The sequence below is a fragment of the Xylophilus ampelinus genome, assembly GCF_003217575.1.
GTDB lineage: Bacteria > Pseudomonadota > Gammaproteobacteria > Burkholderiales > Burkholderiaceae_C > Xylophilus > Xylophilus ampelinus.
In genome coordinates, this window is record NZ_QJTC01000028.1 from 1 (window position 1) to 14,982 (window position 14,982).

Sequence of the window (14,982 nt, forward strand, 5' to 3'; positions counted from 1 at the left end):
TGGCTGGAGTTGGCGGTACGGAACTGCGGCGGTGGGCTTGGACATCTGCTGACCTTATCGGATGGCAGGTGTTGCGCTTCAGGCTTGAAACCGCCCCATGAAAAATACCATGTTCAGCTTAGAGCGGCTAACACAACCCAGCGAAGCGGTTCTGGCTAGGCGCCGCATCGCAGACAGTACGAGTAGTACGACAAGGTGCGGCAACGACGCCAGAAGGGTTGTGTTAGCCGCTGAACACTGCTTGCGCTGGTGCCGGGCAATGGCCTCCTCCAGAATCTCCCCGGGCTGCCATCCGTACAGGTCGCGGACGCTCTTCGTTCTGGCATGGCAGGGGGGCTTGAACTCGTAGCCGGCAGCGGCCATCTCGGCAGCCATCTCCTCGGTGATGAAGAGCGGTTCGTTTTCCTCGTGCAGTTTCATGCTGACACCATAGAGACGTTCCAAAAACCAGAAGACTATCCATCTCCCTCCCAGCTGATCAGTCAAGAACTTCCGACCGATTCCAGCACCCTGGGACGCGCCACGATAGCCTTGAAAAGATTGCCGGCCCGATCATCGATGAGTTCGATCTGCGGCCATGCCCGCAGTGAGCGCAGCAGGCCGCTACCCAATCCGCGATAAGGCAGGAGCTTGGCGGCAAAGGACGCCAGGATGGGGTTGCGCATATTGGAGTTGCCGGCCTTGATGTTCTCGATAGTCAGGTTGTTGGGCAGGTGGCCAGGGCTGATGATCTCGACTCGATCCGAGAAGACCAGTACGCGGATCGGCGCGCTGACGAAGTAGTCGCGGTGAATGAGGGCGTTGGCGACCAGCTCTTCCCAGACGATGCGGGGAATCTCAGGCTGCCCCTGTGAGTTGAAGCCCTGCTCGCCCTGCGCTGCGCGGGTGTTGGCGACAATGAAGCCCAGCGTCTGCTGGAACACGTCGGCCAGCTTGCCGGCGATGTCACGGCTGTCGATGTAGCGTTCGTCTTCAATCTCGATGCCGACAAAGGCGACGGCTTTGACGATGAAGGCGGGTAGCGCATATTGCGGTGATTTGGCGAACAGCAGACCGCCCGCCACGTTGAGCTGCCCCTGGTTCATCAGGTTCATGTTGGTCAGCAACTGCGGCAGCGACTGGTTATGCTGGGCGAGCGGATCACCGAATTGCTGCTCGAAGAAGGTTTCGAAATAGGGCATGTCCACATCGCCCGCGCTCAAGCCCGCTACGGGCGTTTCGTCAGCATGCACCAAGCCCGCCTGCTGGAACAGGCGCTGCAATTCCTCGCGCGAGGTGGCGCGGCGCTTGTCCGAGCCGTTCTTCACCCAAATCGCGCCGTTCTTGTCCATGTAGGGCTTGTTGACGCCTTCAGAAATGGAGAGCACCAGCACCATGCCTGCCGGGTGGGGCACGTTTTCCGTGAGCGGGTTCACGGCGGGACGCACGGCCTGTGAGGCCACGTTGGCGATGAGCATATTGAGACGAGCAACGTCGGCGCCGGATAAGCCGCGCACCGAACCGTCGTCGTTCACACCAATGAAGATGCGACCGCCAGCGGTGTTGCTGAAGGCAACGATCTCTGCTGCCAAGGCGTCGGCATTGTTCATGTCAGTCTTGAACTGCTGCCGACTGTCCTCGCCCCGGCTGAGCAGGTCGATCAGCTCTGTGGTTTCCATAGGTTGTAGACCTCTTTGCGACGGTTGAAGGCTTCCTGGCCTCCTTCCATGATGTTGATGATGGCGTCCTGCACCGGGCGAGCATCGATGCTGCCGCTTCGCGTGGCGACCTTCTCGTCCTGGTATTGGCAGGCGTGCACCTGTTCCGCGTCACCCAGCACCGGGAAGTTGGCGTTGTGGGTGGCGAAGATGAATTGGGCGTGAGGCTTCATTTCCCGTAGCAGCTTGATCACATCGTCGTAGATGGTCTGGTTGTCCAGGTCGTCTTCCGGTTGGTCGATGATGATCACGTCGTTCTGGCGTTGGCTGAGCACATACAGCAACAGCGCGGAAGCGCGCTGCCCGAGAGAGTGGTGCTTCAACTCTTTGCCGCGATAGCGGATGACGAAGCGGTTGGGCACCTGCCAGGTGACGAACTCGGTCAGATTCTGCATGAAGGTCCTTTCGAAGACCTCGGGGGTGCTGCCGGCCTTCGCCAAGGCTCCCGACAGGGCACGCAGGAGGCCTCCGAAATCGGCATAGTCCTCCATCACTGCGCGCAGCGTGGTTTCGCGGATGCTGCTGCCCTTGAAGAGCTGCTGCATGAAGCTGATGGCAGCTTCCTTGTCGCCCTTGAAGTCCGCTTCGATCTGCAAGGCGGTGTGGCCAGCGTTCACGCGGTCGAGCTCCACCTTGATGGTGTTGAACTCGCGCAGCCAGAGTTCATTGAGCTTGTCGATCTCGGCAAACAGCGCGTCGCGGATACTGGTTTGCTGTGATTCCTGGTTGGCCAACGCCTCCAGCATTTGCTCCGCCTTGGTTTTGCGCTGCTGCTGGGCCAGGAAGTCGTCCGGCTGAATGGCTGTCATGCCGGTTTGCTTGAGTTCCTGAGCTAGTTGGCGCTCAACTTGTGCGAACTCCTCCTGAAGGTTCTTGCTTGCACCTTCAAACTCGCTCTGCTTTATCTTGAGGCGCCCCGCAATGGCTCGCGCGTCTTGCTCGATCTGCTTGAGCTGATCGACCTTGGCCACGAGGTTGGAGAACTCGACGTAGTAGGCCGCGAAGAAATCCGGGTTCTGCTTAGACACGTAACTCGTCGCGTTGCGCAACTCGTCCTCATGCTCGGCAATCAATTGCCCCAAGGCGACGAGGAAGCTGTCTGCCCGCTCCTTCATGCGTGCTAGCGCAGTAGCGTCCTGCTGGAAGCCGAGGCGCTTTTGGAGCTTATCGGCGACACCGTGCTCAGCGAACTTGGTCAGACGGAAGTTGGCATCATTTAGTTGGGTCTCGAAGTCGCGCTTGAGTTCGGCCGTGTTGCTGAGCTTGAGCCAGCGCTGAGCAGCGTCGCGCACGCGCTGGCGTTGAACCTCTATTTCGTCACGCAGCACACGTAGCTTCTCGCCAACCAGCTTTTCTACCAGGTCAGTCTCGAAGCCTTCGCCGGTGCTGGAGAGGTCCTTCTGACCAAAATAGATCGGGCGACGCAGTACGGTCTCTCGGATCGACACGCCGGGCTGCAACTTGCCGCCCAAGTAGACGTTCGGCGCTTCTCGGAAGATACGGGAGATGGTGAATTCCTGCCCATACACATCGCAGGCCGTCAACGTCACCTTGCCGCCGCTGCCGAGGGTATGGCGGATCAACTCATCCTTGTACTTGGTGTCCTGCGCCTTCTCGCCGCGTGGAATGTCGAGGGCGTAGCGCACTGCCTCCAGGATGGATGATTTGCCGCTACCCCGGATGCCGATCAACGTGTTGAGTTCGGAAGAGAAATGCAGCACCTGCCCGTCGAGAATGCCGCCGTCGAAACGGATGCTGCGGATGTGCGACGCTTGATGTTTGGGCGGCTCCATGGCTACCCGCCCAGCGGGATCGCTCAAGGAAAATTTGACCGCCTCGAAGGACAGTTCGCCCAGCTTCAGGTAGCTAGCTTTGCCTCGACCGATTTCATCGACACTCTTGGGGTCGCTGCCTTCCAGTTCGGCGGGGTACCAGCTCTGTAGCCAGCTTTGAATCTTGGTGCGGCAGGGTTTGTTTTTGCCTGCGGCGTCGTGTGTGCGTACCTTCTGAAAAGCCAGCGTTCTGCGTCGGAAGAACTCGTTTTGCCCCAACTCAGTCAGCCGGCCGCCATCCAGCTCCGCCCACAGGCCACTCGGGGCTTCGACATGGGCGAAGACAAGGAAGAAGTCCCGGTAATAGCCTTCCAGCTTCTTGATGGTCTCCGGAAGCGACCATGAAGTGCACCCGTTCTCCTGCTCGTACTGCGCGGGCGTTTTGCCTTCGAATGCGCTGGTCAGGAAGGGGTTGATGTAATTGTGTTCATCGATCCATTCCTCGGAGAACACAACAAGCGTGTGGATGCCATTAGCCCCGTCATTGACCGATAACTCGACGCCTGGCAGCAGCGCAATACCCTTCTTCTGGGCCGTCTTGCGCAGTGCTTTGAATTCGTCGATGTCGAACTTGTTGTGGTTGGTGATGACGCCCAATCGGATGCCCGCTTTCTCCAACGCATCCACATAGTTGCTGTTGTAGAAGTTGTCATCGCCCGTGAACTTGAATTCTCGGTCCGCTCGGGTATGCAGATGAGAGTCGGCGCGGACCCACTGAGCCCCTTCTGCAAAGGCCATGGATCGAGCCTCTGACTGCTTAGGTCGCAGACTTTCCATCATGGTTCATCCTCATAGTGAGTCCCCGCGTAGCCCACCAGTCGAGCGGTCTGCGGATCATAGATAACCTCGGTAATCGATCCATCTCGGATACGCCGAACCGCTTCGTCGATCACATGAAGTGGCAGTAGGAACCATTCTTCAGGCTGCACGGGGTAACCGAAACGGTCGTTGATAGTGATGTTCAACCGCGCGGGCGCGAACAGCCTGTGAAACAGTTCTTCTCCTTGGCCGGCGACTTCCCGGCCGCGATCATCTTCTTGGCCTCGCCCAACCGCTCGCGGGCTTCCGCCAGGGTGATGCCGCCGACGCCATAGCGGCCGAAGGTGATGGTCTGCCGGCCGTGGATCGAGTAGTTGTAGCGGAACGAGATCGCCCCGGCAGGCGTGACGGCCACATAGAGGCCGTCACGGTCGTTTTCCTTGTAGAGCTTGTCCCTCGGCTTGAGGTTACGCAGCTTGGTATCGGTCAGCATGGTTCTCGCCCTGATTCGGCTCAAATACCATGATCTGGAACCAGTCCATCCTGGCGCAAAAACACAATAAAATCATTGTTTTACGATAGATCAATACCATGAAAATCAGAAAGGTGGCTACATGGCAGTGACGCGGGCTTAGGTGTGTTCTCGTGCCAATCGGTGCCAGCCAGTGCCAAACGCCGAATCACTCCCACTCGATGGTCGCAGGCGGCTTGCTGCTGACATCGTAGGTGACTCGGTTGATGCCCCGCACCTCATTGATGATGCGTCCCGAGACCTTTTTGAGTAACGCATACGGCAGTTCGGCCCAGTCGGCCGTCATGAAGTCGCTGGTCTGCACCGCGCGCAGGGCGACCACGTAGTCGTAGGTGCGGCCGTCGCCCATCACGCCGACGCTCTTGACCGGCAGGAACACGGTGAAGGCCTGGCTGGTCAGCTCGTACCAGGTCTTGCCGGTGGAGGCGTCCTTGAAGTCGCGCAGCTCCTCGATGAAGATCGCATCGGCCTGGCGTAGCAGGTCGGCGTATTCCTTCTTCACTTCGCCCAGGATGCGCACGCCCAGGCCGGGGCCGGGGAACGGGTGGCGGTAGACCATGTCGTGCGGCAGGCCCAGGGCCACGCCCAGCTCGCGCACCTCGTCCTTGAACAGCTCGCGCAGCGGCTCCAGCAGCTTCAGGCCCAGTTGCTCGGGCAGGCCGCCGACGTTGTGGTGGCTCTTGATGGTGACGGCCTTCTTGCTCTTGCCGCCGCCCGATTCGATCACGTCGGGGTAGATCGTGCCCTGGGCGAGCCATTTGGCGCCCTTCAGCGCGCCGTCGGCGCCTGCCTTCAGCCGCTCGGCCTCGGCCTTGAAGACGTCGACGAAGCCGCGGCCGATGATCTTGCGCTTGGCCTCGGGGTCCGACACGCCGGCCAACTGGCGCAGGAAGTGCTCGCTGGCGTCTACCCGCACGACCTTGGCATGCAGCTTGCCGGCGAACATCTCCATCACCATGTCGCCTTCGTTCAGCCGCAGCAGGCCGTGGTCGACGAAGACGCAGATCAGCTGGTCGCCGATCGCACGGTGGATCAGGGCTGCGGCGACGCTCGAATCGACGCCGCCCGACAGGCCCAGGATGACCTCTTCGTCGCCGACCTGGGCGCGGATCTTCTCGATCGCTTCCTCGATGTAGTCGCCCATCACCCAGTCGGCCCGGGCCTCGCAGATGCCGAGGACGAAGCGCTCCAGCAGTGCCTTGCCCTGGGCGGTGTGGGTCACCTCGGGGTGGAACTGCACCGCATAGAAGCGGCGGTCCTCGTCGGCCATGCCGGCGATGGGGCAGCTGTCGGTGCTGGCCATGAGCTTGAAGCCGGGCGGCAACGCGGTGACCTTGTCGCCGTGGCTCATCCAGACGTTGAGCATGCCGTGCCCCTCGTCGGTGGTGAAGTCGGCGATGTCGCGCAGCAGTTCGGTATGGCCGCGCGCGCGGACGGCGGCGAAGCCGAACTCGCGCTTGTGGCCGCCCTCGACTTTGCCGCCCAGCTGGTGCGCCATGGTCTGCATGCCGTAGCAGATGCCGAGCACCGGCACGCCCAGCTCGAAAACGGCCTGGGGCGCCTTGTCGGTCGTGTCCTCGTAGACGCTGGCATGGCTGCCCGAGAGGATCACGCCCTTCAGATTGCCGTCGGCCGCGTAGTCGCGGATCCAGTCCTCGGTCACGTCGCAGGCGTGCACCTCGCAGAAGACATGCGCTTCGCGCACCCGGCGGGCGATGAGCTGGGTGACTTGCGAGCCGAAGTCGAGGATCAGGATTTTCTGGTGTTGCATGGCAGCGTAAAAATAGTCGACGACCGGGCCCCGAATCTTTCAGGAACACCGTGGGTCCGGCTCCGCCGGCCCACCGGTGTTGCCCCCGGCAGGGGGTCAGCGGCCACACGCAGTGGGCAAGCCTGGGGGCGAGCTTTCATTCAGCGCGGTAGTTGGGCGCTTCTTTGGTGATCTGCACGTCGTGCACATGGCTCTCGCGGATTCCGGCGGCGGTGATTTCGACGAACTCGGCGCGGTCGTTCATCTCCTGGATCGTGGCGCAGCCGCAGTAGCCCATGCTGGCGCGCACGCCGCCGGCCATCTGGTAGACGATGCTGACCATCGAGCCCTTGTACGGCACCCGGCCTTCGATGCCCTCGGGCACCAGCTTGTCGGCGTTGGGGTTTCCGGTGCTCGATTCCTGGAAATAGCGGTCGGCGCTGCCCTGCTGCATCGCGCCGATCGAGCCCATGCCTCGGTAGCTCTTGTAGCTGCGGCCCTGGTACAGGATGACCTCGCCCGGCGCCTCTTCGGTGCCGGCGAACATGCCGCCCATCATCACCGTGCCGGCGCCGGCCGCCAGGGCCTTGGCGATGTCGCCCGAGTAGCGCACGCCCCCGTCGGCGATCAGCGGAACGCCGGTGCCCTTGAGCGCGGTGGCGACACTGTCGATAGCCATGATCTGCGGCACGCCGACACCGGCGACGATGCGGGTGGTGCAAATGGAGCCGGGGCCGATGCCGACCTTGACCGCGTCGGCACCGGCTTCGACCAGCGCCAGCGCGGCCGCGCCGGTGGCGATGTTGCCGCCGATCACGTCGATCCGCGGATAGTTCTGCTTGACCCAGCGCACCCGGTCGATCACGCCCTTGCTGTGGCCGTGGGCGGTGTCGACCACGATCGCGTCGACGCCGGCCTTCACCAGCGCCTCGACGCGCTCTTCGGTGCCTTCTCCCACGCCGACCGCGGCACCCACCCGCAGGCGGCCCTGGGCATCGCGCGCGGCGTTGGGGAAGCTGGTCTGCTTGGTGATGTCCTTGACGGTGATCAGGCCGCGCAGCTGGTCCTGCTCGCCGACGATCAGCAGCCGCTCGAGCTTGTACTTGTTGAGCAGGGCCTTGGCCTCGTCGGCGGTGGCGCCTTCGGACACCGTGACCAGCTTCTCGCGCGGCGTCATGATCTCGCTGACCCGCACGTCGTAGCGCTTTTCGAAGCGCAGGTCGCGGCCGGTGACGATGCCGACGACCTTGCCGCCGTCGATGACCGGGAAGCCCGAGATGCCCAGCTGCTCCTGCATCTGAAGCACCTGGAACACGGTGTGCTCGGGGGTGATCACCACCGGATCGCGCAGCACGCCCGATTCGTAACGCTTGACCTTGGCGACCTGGGCGGCCTGCTCCCGCGCGGTGAGGTTCTTGTGGACGATGCCGATGCCGCCTTCCTGAGCGATGGCGATCGCCAGGCGTGCTTCGGTCACCGTGTCCATGGCGGCCGACACCAGCGGAAGGTTCAGGGTGATGTTGCGGGAGAGGCGGGTCGCGAGAGACGTGTCCTTGGGCAGGACCTGGGAGAACGCTGGAACCAACAACACATCGTCGAAGGTCAGCGCTTTGCCGAGAAGGCGCATGTCAAAGCTCCAAAAAAAGAATTGTAGCCGTGGCGCCGCAGACGCCAGGCGGCGCTGGCCCCACGGGGCCAGCGCCGCTACACTGCCCCGACATGAAACTACCTGCTCGCTTCCTGGCCCTCGCACTGGTGTGCGCCTGCCCGCTGGTGGCTTCCGCGCAATGGCAATGGATGGACAAGGACGGCCGCAAGGTCTTCAGCGACCGCCCGCCGCCGGCCGATATTCCCCAGCGCAACATCCTGAAGCAGCCGGGCGGCATGGCGGCACCGCCGCCTGCCGCGGCGCCGGCCCCGCAGGCCGCGACTGCCCCGGCACGTCCCGTCCCGAAGGATGCGGAACTCGAAGCGCGCAAGAAGGAGGCCGAGGATGCCGAAGCCGCCAAGGCGAAGGCCGAGGCCGACAACATCGCGCGGGCCAGGCAGGAGAACTGCCAGCGGGCGCGCCAGGCCAAGGTGTCGATGGATGCGGGCATGCCCATCGGACAGGTCGGTGCCGACGGCAAGGTGCAGGTGATGGACAACGCGGCCCGGGCGGCCGAAGCCCAACGCGTCCAGTCGGCGATGACCAGCAACTGCGGCTGACGCCTCTGCCGCCCCGGCGCTCGTCGCAACCAGAGCGGCCCTGAACTCAGTAGCCTGACTTGGCGCCCTCGCGCCGCTGAGCGAACAAACCGGTGCTCCGCGCGCCCTGCTGTTCGAAGCGCAGGCGCCGCGCTGCCTTCGGATCGACCACCAGGGGCCGATACACCTCGACCCGGTCGCCATCGGCCAGCGGCGTTTCCAGTACCGCGGCACGGCCCCAGATGCCCACATCGGCCGGGTCCGCCTGGCAGCCCACGGCCACCAGCGCGTCGCGCAGCAGGGCACCGGCGGGCAGCGTCACCGACTGCTCGGTCGCCTCCCCCGCCTTCGGCGAGATGGCCACCGCCACACGCAGGCCGTCAGGTGCCGCCATAGACCTTCTCGGCCCGCTCGACGAAAGCGTCGACCATGCTGCCGGCGATGCGGTCGAACACCGGGCCCACCAGGGCCGACAGCGCGAGGTTCGAGAAGCCGTAGCGCAGATCGAACTCCACCCGGCAGGCGCGCTGGTCGCCCCCGCCGACCGGCAGGAACTTCCACAGCCCGTCGAGCTGCGAGAACGGACCGTCTATCAGCTCCATGTGCACCTCGCGGTTCTGCACATGGGTATTGCGGGTGGTGAAGGTCTGGCGGATGCCGCCGAACGAGATGCCGACTTTGGCGATCATGCCGTCGGCCTCGCGGGACAGCACGCCGGCACGGTCGCACCACGGCAAAAATCGCGGGTACTGGTCGACGTCGGTGACCAGCTTGAACATTTCCTCGGCCGAGTACCAGATAAGGACGGACTTGTGAACAGTTTTCATAGAATGGAAGGCTGGGCCCGGCCTTAGGTTCGGCAGCGTGGCCCTGCAACCGATCCATTGTAGGGAGCCCTTTCTTCCCGCGGGCCCGGCCCCATCTGAATCCCATGTCCAAGAAACCCGAACCGAACAGCCGCATCGCCGACAACAAAAAGGCCGCCTACAACTATTTCTTCGAGGAACGGTTCGAGGCCGGCATGGTGCTGGAAGGTTGGGAGGTGAAGTCGCTGCGCGAGGGTAAGGTGCAGCTTACCGACGGTTATGTGGTCATCCGCGACGGCGAACTGTTCGTGATCGGCTGTCAGATCAATCCGCTGCATTCGGCCTCGACCCACGTCAACCCGGACGCGGTCCGCACCAAAAAGCTGCTGCTGCACAAGGATCAGATCAAACGGCTGATCGGAAAGGTCGAGCAGAAGGGCTTCACCCTGGTGCCGCTCAACCTGCACTGGAAGGCCGGCAAGGTGAAATGCGAGATCGCGCTGGCCAAGGGCAAGGCCGAGCACGACAAGCGCGACACGATCAAGGACCGCGAAGGCAAGCGCGAAGTGGAACGCGCGATGAAGAGCCGCAGCCGCTAGGCGCGGGCCGACACGGTCACAGGCCGCGCAGCGGATGCGTCCCGGCCGTCCACGGGCTTTCGAAGAACGGCGCCACCATGGCGGGCGTCACGTCGTCGATGCGGGCCGGGTTCCAGCGCGGCGCATGGTCCTTATCCACCGCCAGGGCCCGAATGCCCTCCAGCGTCTCGCTGGCACCGGGCCGCAGGTGGAAGCAGCGGTGCACCATGTCGCGCTCCATCCGCAGGTCGTCCGCCAGGTCCATGCCGCAGGCGCGCCGGATCTGCTCCAGCACCACGAACAGCATCAACGGGGAGCGCTTGCGCAGCGTGGCGGCCACGGCCCGCGTCTCGTCGGTGCCGGCGGATTCCAGCGCGGCCAGGATGGCGGGGAGGTCCGGCTGCGAAAAATACGGGTCGAATCGGCCTGCAGCCGGCTCACCGCGCCGACCTCCAGCTATCAACTTAGTAGCAACCCACCGATCGACATCGGAACGGGAAGCACACGGCGTTTCCTGCAGCGACCGCCACAGGTCGGGCAGTGCGGCGGCATCCGCACGGCGGTCGGCCAGACCCAGGGCGATGGCGTCTTCCGCACCGATGGTGTCGCCGGTCAGGCCCAGCCACTCGCCAGCGCTGCCCGGGCAGCGGCTCAGGAAGTAGCCGCCCCCGACGTCGGGGAACAGGCCGATCGCGGTCTCGGGCATCGCCATCCTGGTCCGCTCGGTCACGATGCGCACGCTGGCGCCCTGGCCGATGCCCATGCCGCCGCCCATCACGATGCCGTCCATGAAGGCGATGCAGGGCTTCGGGTAGGTATGGATCAGATGGTCGAGGGCGTACTCCTCGGTGAAGAAGGCCTCCAGCGCCACGTCGCCCTCGGTGCCGGCGCGGTGCAGGAAGCGGATGTCGCCGCCCGCGCAGAAGTTGCCGAACGGACCCTCCTTGCCCATGCCCCGGATCGCCACGGCCTGGACCGCGGGGTCGTTCTGCCAGGCGGCCAGCGCCGCGTGCAGGTCGCGCACCATCTGCAGCGACAGGGCGTTGAGTGCCCGGGGGCGGTCGAGGGTCAGGAATCCCACGCTGCCACGGCGTTCGGCGATGACTTCGCGGGCGCCGCGGGTGGCGGGGAGGGTCGCGGGATCGGTCAAGGGATGCTCCTGCTTAGAGCGTGTTATGCACTTCGACGTACCCGCGAAAGCCGGGGAGAGGCCCGGCGGCGAGGCGCAGGACGCGCCGCGGTATGGATACCGCAAGCGCACTGCAACGCGGTGGCCGGGCCTCTGCCCGGCTTTCCCGAAGGGCGGGTTCCGCAAGCAGGCGCTCGCGGCGTTGCGGCCCTTGCCCAGTCACGAGCCTCGGGCGGCGGCCCGCGGGACCCACGCGGATACATCGCTTGGTAGCGAAAAGGAGCCGGCATTGTGCAGGACGCCGGCGCGGGCGACTGTCGTGCGCGGCTCCCGCGCGCATGCGACGCCCACCTACACGGCCGGCGAAACCCCCGTGCAAAATTGGTATCGCCTCTGCATCCGGGCCGGCCCGCCCGCGCTGCAGTTCTTCTGACACTGCCGGAGACGCCCATGACCCGTTTTTCCCCCTCCTTGCCCGTGCGCGCCGTGGCCATCGCCGCCCTCCCCCTGCTGCTGACCGCCTGCGGCGACAATGCGCTACTGCCTGAAAGCGCCGGTATCGGCCCTAACCCGACGCTGCCTGAACCCCGCGCCTCGATGATCCCGACGCTGCATATCGCGCCCGCCAAGGGCTGGCCGGCAGGTGCCGCACCCGCCCCGGTGGCCGGCACCACGGTCAGCCGCTTCGGTAGCGGACTGCAGCATCCGCGCTGGGTCTACGTGCTGCCCAACGGCGACGTGCTGGTCGCCGAGAGCGACTCGCCGCCGAAGCCCGAGGGCGCCAGCAAGGGCGGGCCAAAGGCCTGGATACAGGGCCTGGTGATGAAGAAGGCCGGTTCCAAGACGCCGAGCGCCGACCGCATCAGCCTGCTGCGCGACACCGACGGCGACGGCGTCGCCGAAACCAAGACGGTGTTCCTCGAAAACCTGGTGTCGCCCTACGGCATGGCGCTGGTCGGCAACGAACTCTTCGTCGCCAACGCCGATGCGCTGGTGAAATTTCCCTACCAGGAAGGCGCGACGAAGATCACCGCGCCGGCGGTGAAGGTGACCGACCTGCCCGCGGGCATCAACCACCACTGGACCAAGAACGTCATCGCCAGCAAGGACGGCGCCAAGCTCTACGTGACGGTCGGCTCCAACAGCAACGTCGGCGAGAACGGCATGGAGGCCGAGGAAGGCCGGGCCGCCATCTGGGAAGTCGACCGCGCCTCGGGCGCCAAGCGCCTGTTCGCCTCGGGCCTGCGCAACCCGAACGGCATGGGCTGGGAGCCGACCACCGGCGCTCTCTGGACGGTGGTCAACGAGCGCGACGAGATCGGCAGCGACCTGGTACCCGACTACCTCACCTCGGTGCAGGACGGTGCCTTCTACGGCTGGCCCTACAGTTACTTCGGCCAGCATGTCGACACCCGCATCCAGCCGCAGAAGCCCGAGCTGGTCGCCAAGGCGGTGGTGCCCGAGTACGCGCTCGGCAGCCATGTCGCGCCGCTCGGCATGGTGTTTGCCGAAGGCAGCCAGCTGCCGCCGGCATTCGGCAGCGGCGCGTTCGTGGGCCTGCACGGTTCCTGGAACCGCAAGCCCCGTAGCGGCTACAAGGTGATCTTCGTGCCGTTCGCCGACGGCAAGCCGTCGGGCCGGCCGGTCGACGTTCTGACCGGCTTCGTCAACGGCGACGGCGATGCCCAGGGCCGGCCGGTCGGCGTGGCGATCGACAAGCGCGGCGCGCTGCTGGTCGCCGACGACGTGGGCAACATGGTGTGGCGGGTCGCCGGCACGGCGCAGACGAAGCCCTGAGGCTCCACGCAGACAGCCCATCGCAGGCCGCACTCGACGTGCCCGGAAGGGGCGGGTTCTAATCTCCGGCTAAGTTTTCCGCCACGCCCGGCGGCACACTCGACTGCCCGATACCCCTGGAGCCCGCGTGACCACCCTCGCCGTACCGAAGCCCTCCACTTGGTCGCTGATCCGACCGTACTGGACGTCCCACGAACGCTGGTCGGCGCGGGGTCTGCTCCTGCTGATCGTGGCGATGAACATGGCCATCGTCTACATCAACGTTCGGCTCAACAGCTGGAGCGCCGCGTTCTACGACGCATTGCAAGGCAAGGACACCGCGCATTTCGGTCCGCTGCTGCTGACTTTCACCGCTCTGGCGCTGGGCTACATCGTGCTGGCGGTGTACTCGCTCTACTTCAAGCAGATGCTCGGGTTCCGCTGGCGGCGCTGGCTCACCGGCGACTACCTGCGCAGCTGGCTGCGCGGCGACGCGTTCTACCGGATCGAGCGTGACCGGCTCGCCGACAACCCCGACCAGCGTATCGCGGACGACCTGCAGGCCCTGGCGACAACCACGCTGGCGCTGTCGCTGGACCTGCTGTCCACCATCGTCACGCTCGTGTCCTTCGTCTTCATCCTCTGGTCCCTGGCGGGGCCGCTGGTGATGCATTTCGGCGGCAGTACCTTCACCCTGCCCGGTTACATGGTCTGGGCGGCGGCGGCCTATGCGGTGGTGGGGTCGTTGGCGATGCAGGCATTCGGCCGGCCGCTGGTGGCGGTCAACTACCGGCAGCAGCAGGTCGAGGCCAACTTCCGATTCGGCCTGGTGCGGGTGCGCGAGAACGCCGAGCCGATCGCGCTCTACGACGGCGCACGGACCGAAGAGGCGCATGCCGCCGGCCTGTTCGACCAGATCCGCCGCAACTGGGACATGGTGATGCGCTACACCAAGCGGCTGACGCTGGTGAGCGCGGTATATGCGCAGATCGCGGTCGTGCTTCCGCTGGCGCTGGCCGCGCCCCGATACTTCGCCGGGGCCTTCAGCTTCGGTGTACTGATGCAGGTGGGCCGCGCCTTCGGCACGGTGAGCGATGCGATGTCTTGGTTCATCAGCAGCTACGCGACATTGGCCGAATGGCGCGCCACGGTGAACCGGCTGCGGGAGTTCCGCGGGCTGCTCGACGCCGGCCTGGCGACCGCGCCGCTCGCGACGCCAGCGACCGGTATCGTGCGGGAAGCATTGCCGGACGATGCCGCAGGCGACGCTGTCCTGCAGACCCGCGGCCTCACGCTCGGATTGCCGAACGGTAGCCCGGTGCTCCGGGTGCCGGACCTGCGGATAGACGGTGGCCAGCGCTGGTTGATAAGCGGCCCGTCCGGCAGCGGCAAAAGCACCCTGCTGCGCGCGCTGGCCGGGCTGTGGAACTTCGGCAGCGGCAGTATTTGCACACGGCCCGATGTGGGGGTGCTGTTCGTGTCGCAGCGCAGCTACCTGCCGCTGGGACGGCTGCGCGATGCGCTCGCCTATCCCGACACCGCCGATCGGCACAGCGTCGCGGCCTGCACCGAGGCACTGCAGGCGGTCGGCCTGGGCGCGTTCGCCGACGCGCTCGACGAGGACGCCCCGTGGACCCAGCGCCTGTCGCCCGGCGAACAGCAGCGTCTGGCCTTCGCGCGCGTGTTGCTGCAACACCCCGCGTTGCTGGTGCTGGACGAGGCGACCAGCTCGCTCGACACCGCGGCCGAGGCCGACCTCTACGCGCTGATACTGGAGCGGCTGCCTGGCCTGACCCTGGTCAGCATCGCCCACCGGGCCTCGCTGGAGGTTTTCCACGACCACGCCCTGGCGCTGGGCAGGTCCGCTGATCCTGCCGATGCGACGGCGGAGGTGCCGGCGCCCGCCCCGGCCTGAAGCACAACAGCCGCCCGGTCG

At 65.1% G+C, this 14,982-nt stretch carries 12 protein-coding genes and 2 pseudogenes; 4 read left to right on the forward strand and 10 right to left on the reverse strand.

Features of this window, described 5'->3' with window-relative positions; all coding sequences use genetic code 11:
- Positions 1 to 78: 78 nt before the first annotated feature.
- From DFQ15_RS18235 to guaB, 7 genes and pseudogenes are all read right to left on the reverse strand, one after another.
- Positions 79 to 420: a hypothetical protein gene (locus tag DFQ15_RS18235; protein WP_233504541.1), complete on the reverse strand. Its 342-nt coding sequence runs from the start codon at positions 418 to 420 to the stop codon at positions 79 to 81.
- Positions 421 to 482: 62 nt separating this feature from the next.
- The gene (locus DFQ15_RS14935; protein WP_110466751.1) at positions 483 to 1,658 is read right to left on the reverse strand and encodes an RNA-binding domain-containing protein; all 1,176 of its coding nucleotides are present in this window, start codon (positions 1,656 to 1,658) and stop codon (positions 483 to 485) included.
- Positions 1,640 to 4,309: a TrlF family AAA-like ATPase gene (locus DFQ15_RS14940; protein WP_110466752.1), complete on the reverse strand. Its 2,670-nt coding sequence runs from the start codon at positions 4,307 to 4,309 to the stop codon at positions 1,640 to 1,642. Before DFQ15_RS14940 ends, DFQ15_RS14935 begins: the two co-directional genes overlap by 19 nt.
- Positions 4,306 to 4,530, reverse strand: a pseudogene (locus tag DFQ15_RS14945) (GIY-YIG nuclease family protein); the annotation flags it as partial. The pseudogene DFQ15_RS14945 and the gene DFQ15_RS14940, both read right to left, overlap by 4 nt.
- Positions 4,527 to 4,781 (reverse strand): annotated as a pseudogene (locus tag DFQ15_RS14950) (Arm DNA-binding domain-containing protein); the annotation flags it as partial. The pseudogenes DFQ15_RS14950 and DFQ15_RS14945, both read right to left, overlap by 4 nt.
- A 187-nt stretch (positions 4,782 to 4,968) precedes the next feature.
- Positions 4,969 to 6,591, reverse strand: coding sequence for a glutamine-hydrolyzing GMP synthase (gene guaA, locus DFQ15_RS14960; protein ID WP_110466754.1), 1,623 nt, complete (start codon positions 6,589 to 6,591; stop codon positions 4,969 to 4,971).
- A gap of 136 nt (positions 6,592 to 6,727) precedes the next feature.
- Entirely contained in the window at positions 6,728 to 8,197 is a 1,470-nt protein-coding gene (gene guaB / locus DFQ15_RS14965) for an IMP dehydrogenase (RefSeq protein WP_110466755.1), read from the reverse strand.
- A gap of 92 nt (positions 8,198 to 8,289) precedes the next feature.
- Between guaB and DFQ15_RS14970 the strand changes: the two genes are divergently transcribed.
- Positions 8,290 to 8,778: a DUF4124 domain-containing protein gene (locus DFQ15_RS14970; RefSeq protein WP_110466756.1), complete on the forward strand. Its 489-nt coding sequence runs from the start codon at positions 8,290 to 8,292 to the stop codon at positions 8,776 to 8,778.
- A gap of 46 nt (positions 8,779 to 8,824) precedes the next feature.
- Here the strand turns inward: DFQ15_RS14970 and DFQ15_RS14975 are convergent, their stop codons facing one another.
- Positions 8,825 to 9,151, reverse strand: coding sequence for an RnfH family protein (locus DFQ15_RS14975; protein WP_110466757.1), 327 nt, complete (start codon positions 9,149 to 9,151; stop codon positions 8,825 to 8,827).
- Positions 9,138 to 9,584, reverse strand: a complete 447-nt coding sequence (locus DFQ15_RS14980) for a type II toxin-antitoxin system RatA family toxin (RefSeq protein ID WP_110466758.1) — start codon at positions 9,582 to 9,584, stop codon at positions 9,138 to 9,140. Before DFQ15_RS14980 ends, DFQ15_RS14975 begins: the two co-directional genes overlap by 14 nt.
- A gap of 104 nt (positions 9,585 to 9,688) precedes the next feature.
- Between DFQ15_RS14980 and smpB the strand changes: the two genes are divergently transcribed.
- The gene (smpB, locus tag DFQ15_RS14985) at positions 9,689 to 10,162 is read left to right on the forward strand and encodes an SsrA-binding protein SmpB (RefSeq protein WP_110466759.1); all 474 of its coding nucleotides are present in this window, start codon (positions 9,689 to 9,691) and stop codon (positions 10,160 to 10,162) included.
- Between the two features lie 16 nt (positions 10,163 to 10,178).
- On the opposite strand, the gene DFQ15_RS14990 is transcribed toward smpB, so the two are convergent.
- Positions 10,179 to 11,291 (reverse strand): enoyl-CoA hydratase/isomerase family protein, encoded by a 1,113-nt coding sequence (locus tag DFQ15_RS14990; protein WP_110466760.1) that lies wholly within the window; start codon positions 11,289 to 11,291, stop codon positions 10,179 to 10,181.
- A gap of 429 nt (positions 11,292 to 11,720) precedes the next feature.
- On the opposite strand from DFQ15_RS14990, the gene DFQ15_RS15000 reads away from it, so the two are divergent.
- Both DFQ15_RS15000 and DFQ15_RS15005 read left to right on the forward strand, forming a co-directional pair.
- Positions 11,721 to 13,067 carry a PQQ-dependent sugar dehydrogenase gene (locus tag DFQ15_RS15000; RefSeq protein ID WP_110466762.1) on the forward strand — a complete coding sequence of 449 codons (1,347 nt, stop codon included), beginning with the start codon at positions 11,721 to 11,723 and terminating at the stop codon, positions 13,065 to 13,067.
- Between the two features lie 103 nt (positions 13,068 to 13,170).
- The gene (locus tag DFQ15_RS15005) at positions 13,171 to 14,961 is read left to right on the forward strand and encodes an ABC transporter ATP-binding protein/permease (RefSeq protein WP_374941034.1); all 1,791 of its coding nucleotides are present in this window, start codon (positions 13,171 to 13,173) and stop codon (positions 14,959 to 14,961) included.
- Positions 14,962 to 14,982 lie beyond the last annotated feature (21 nt).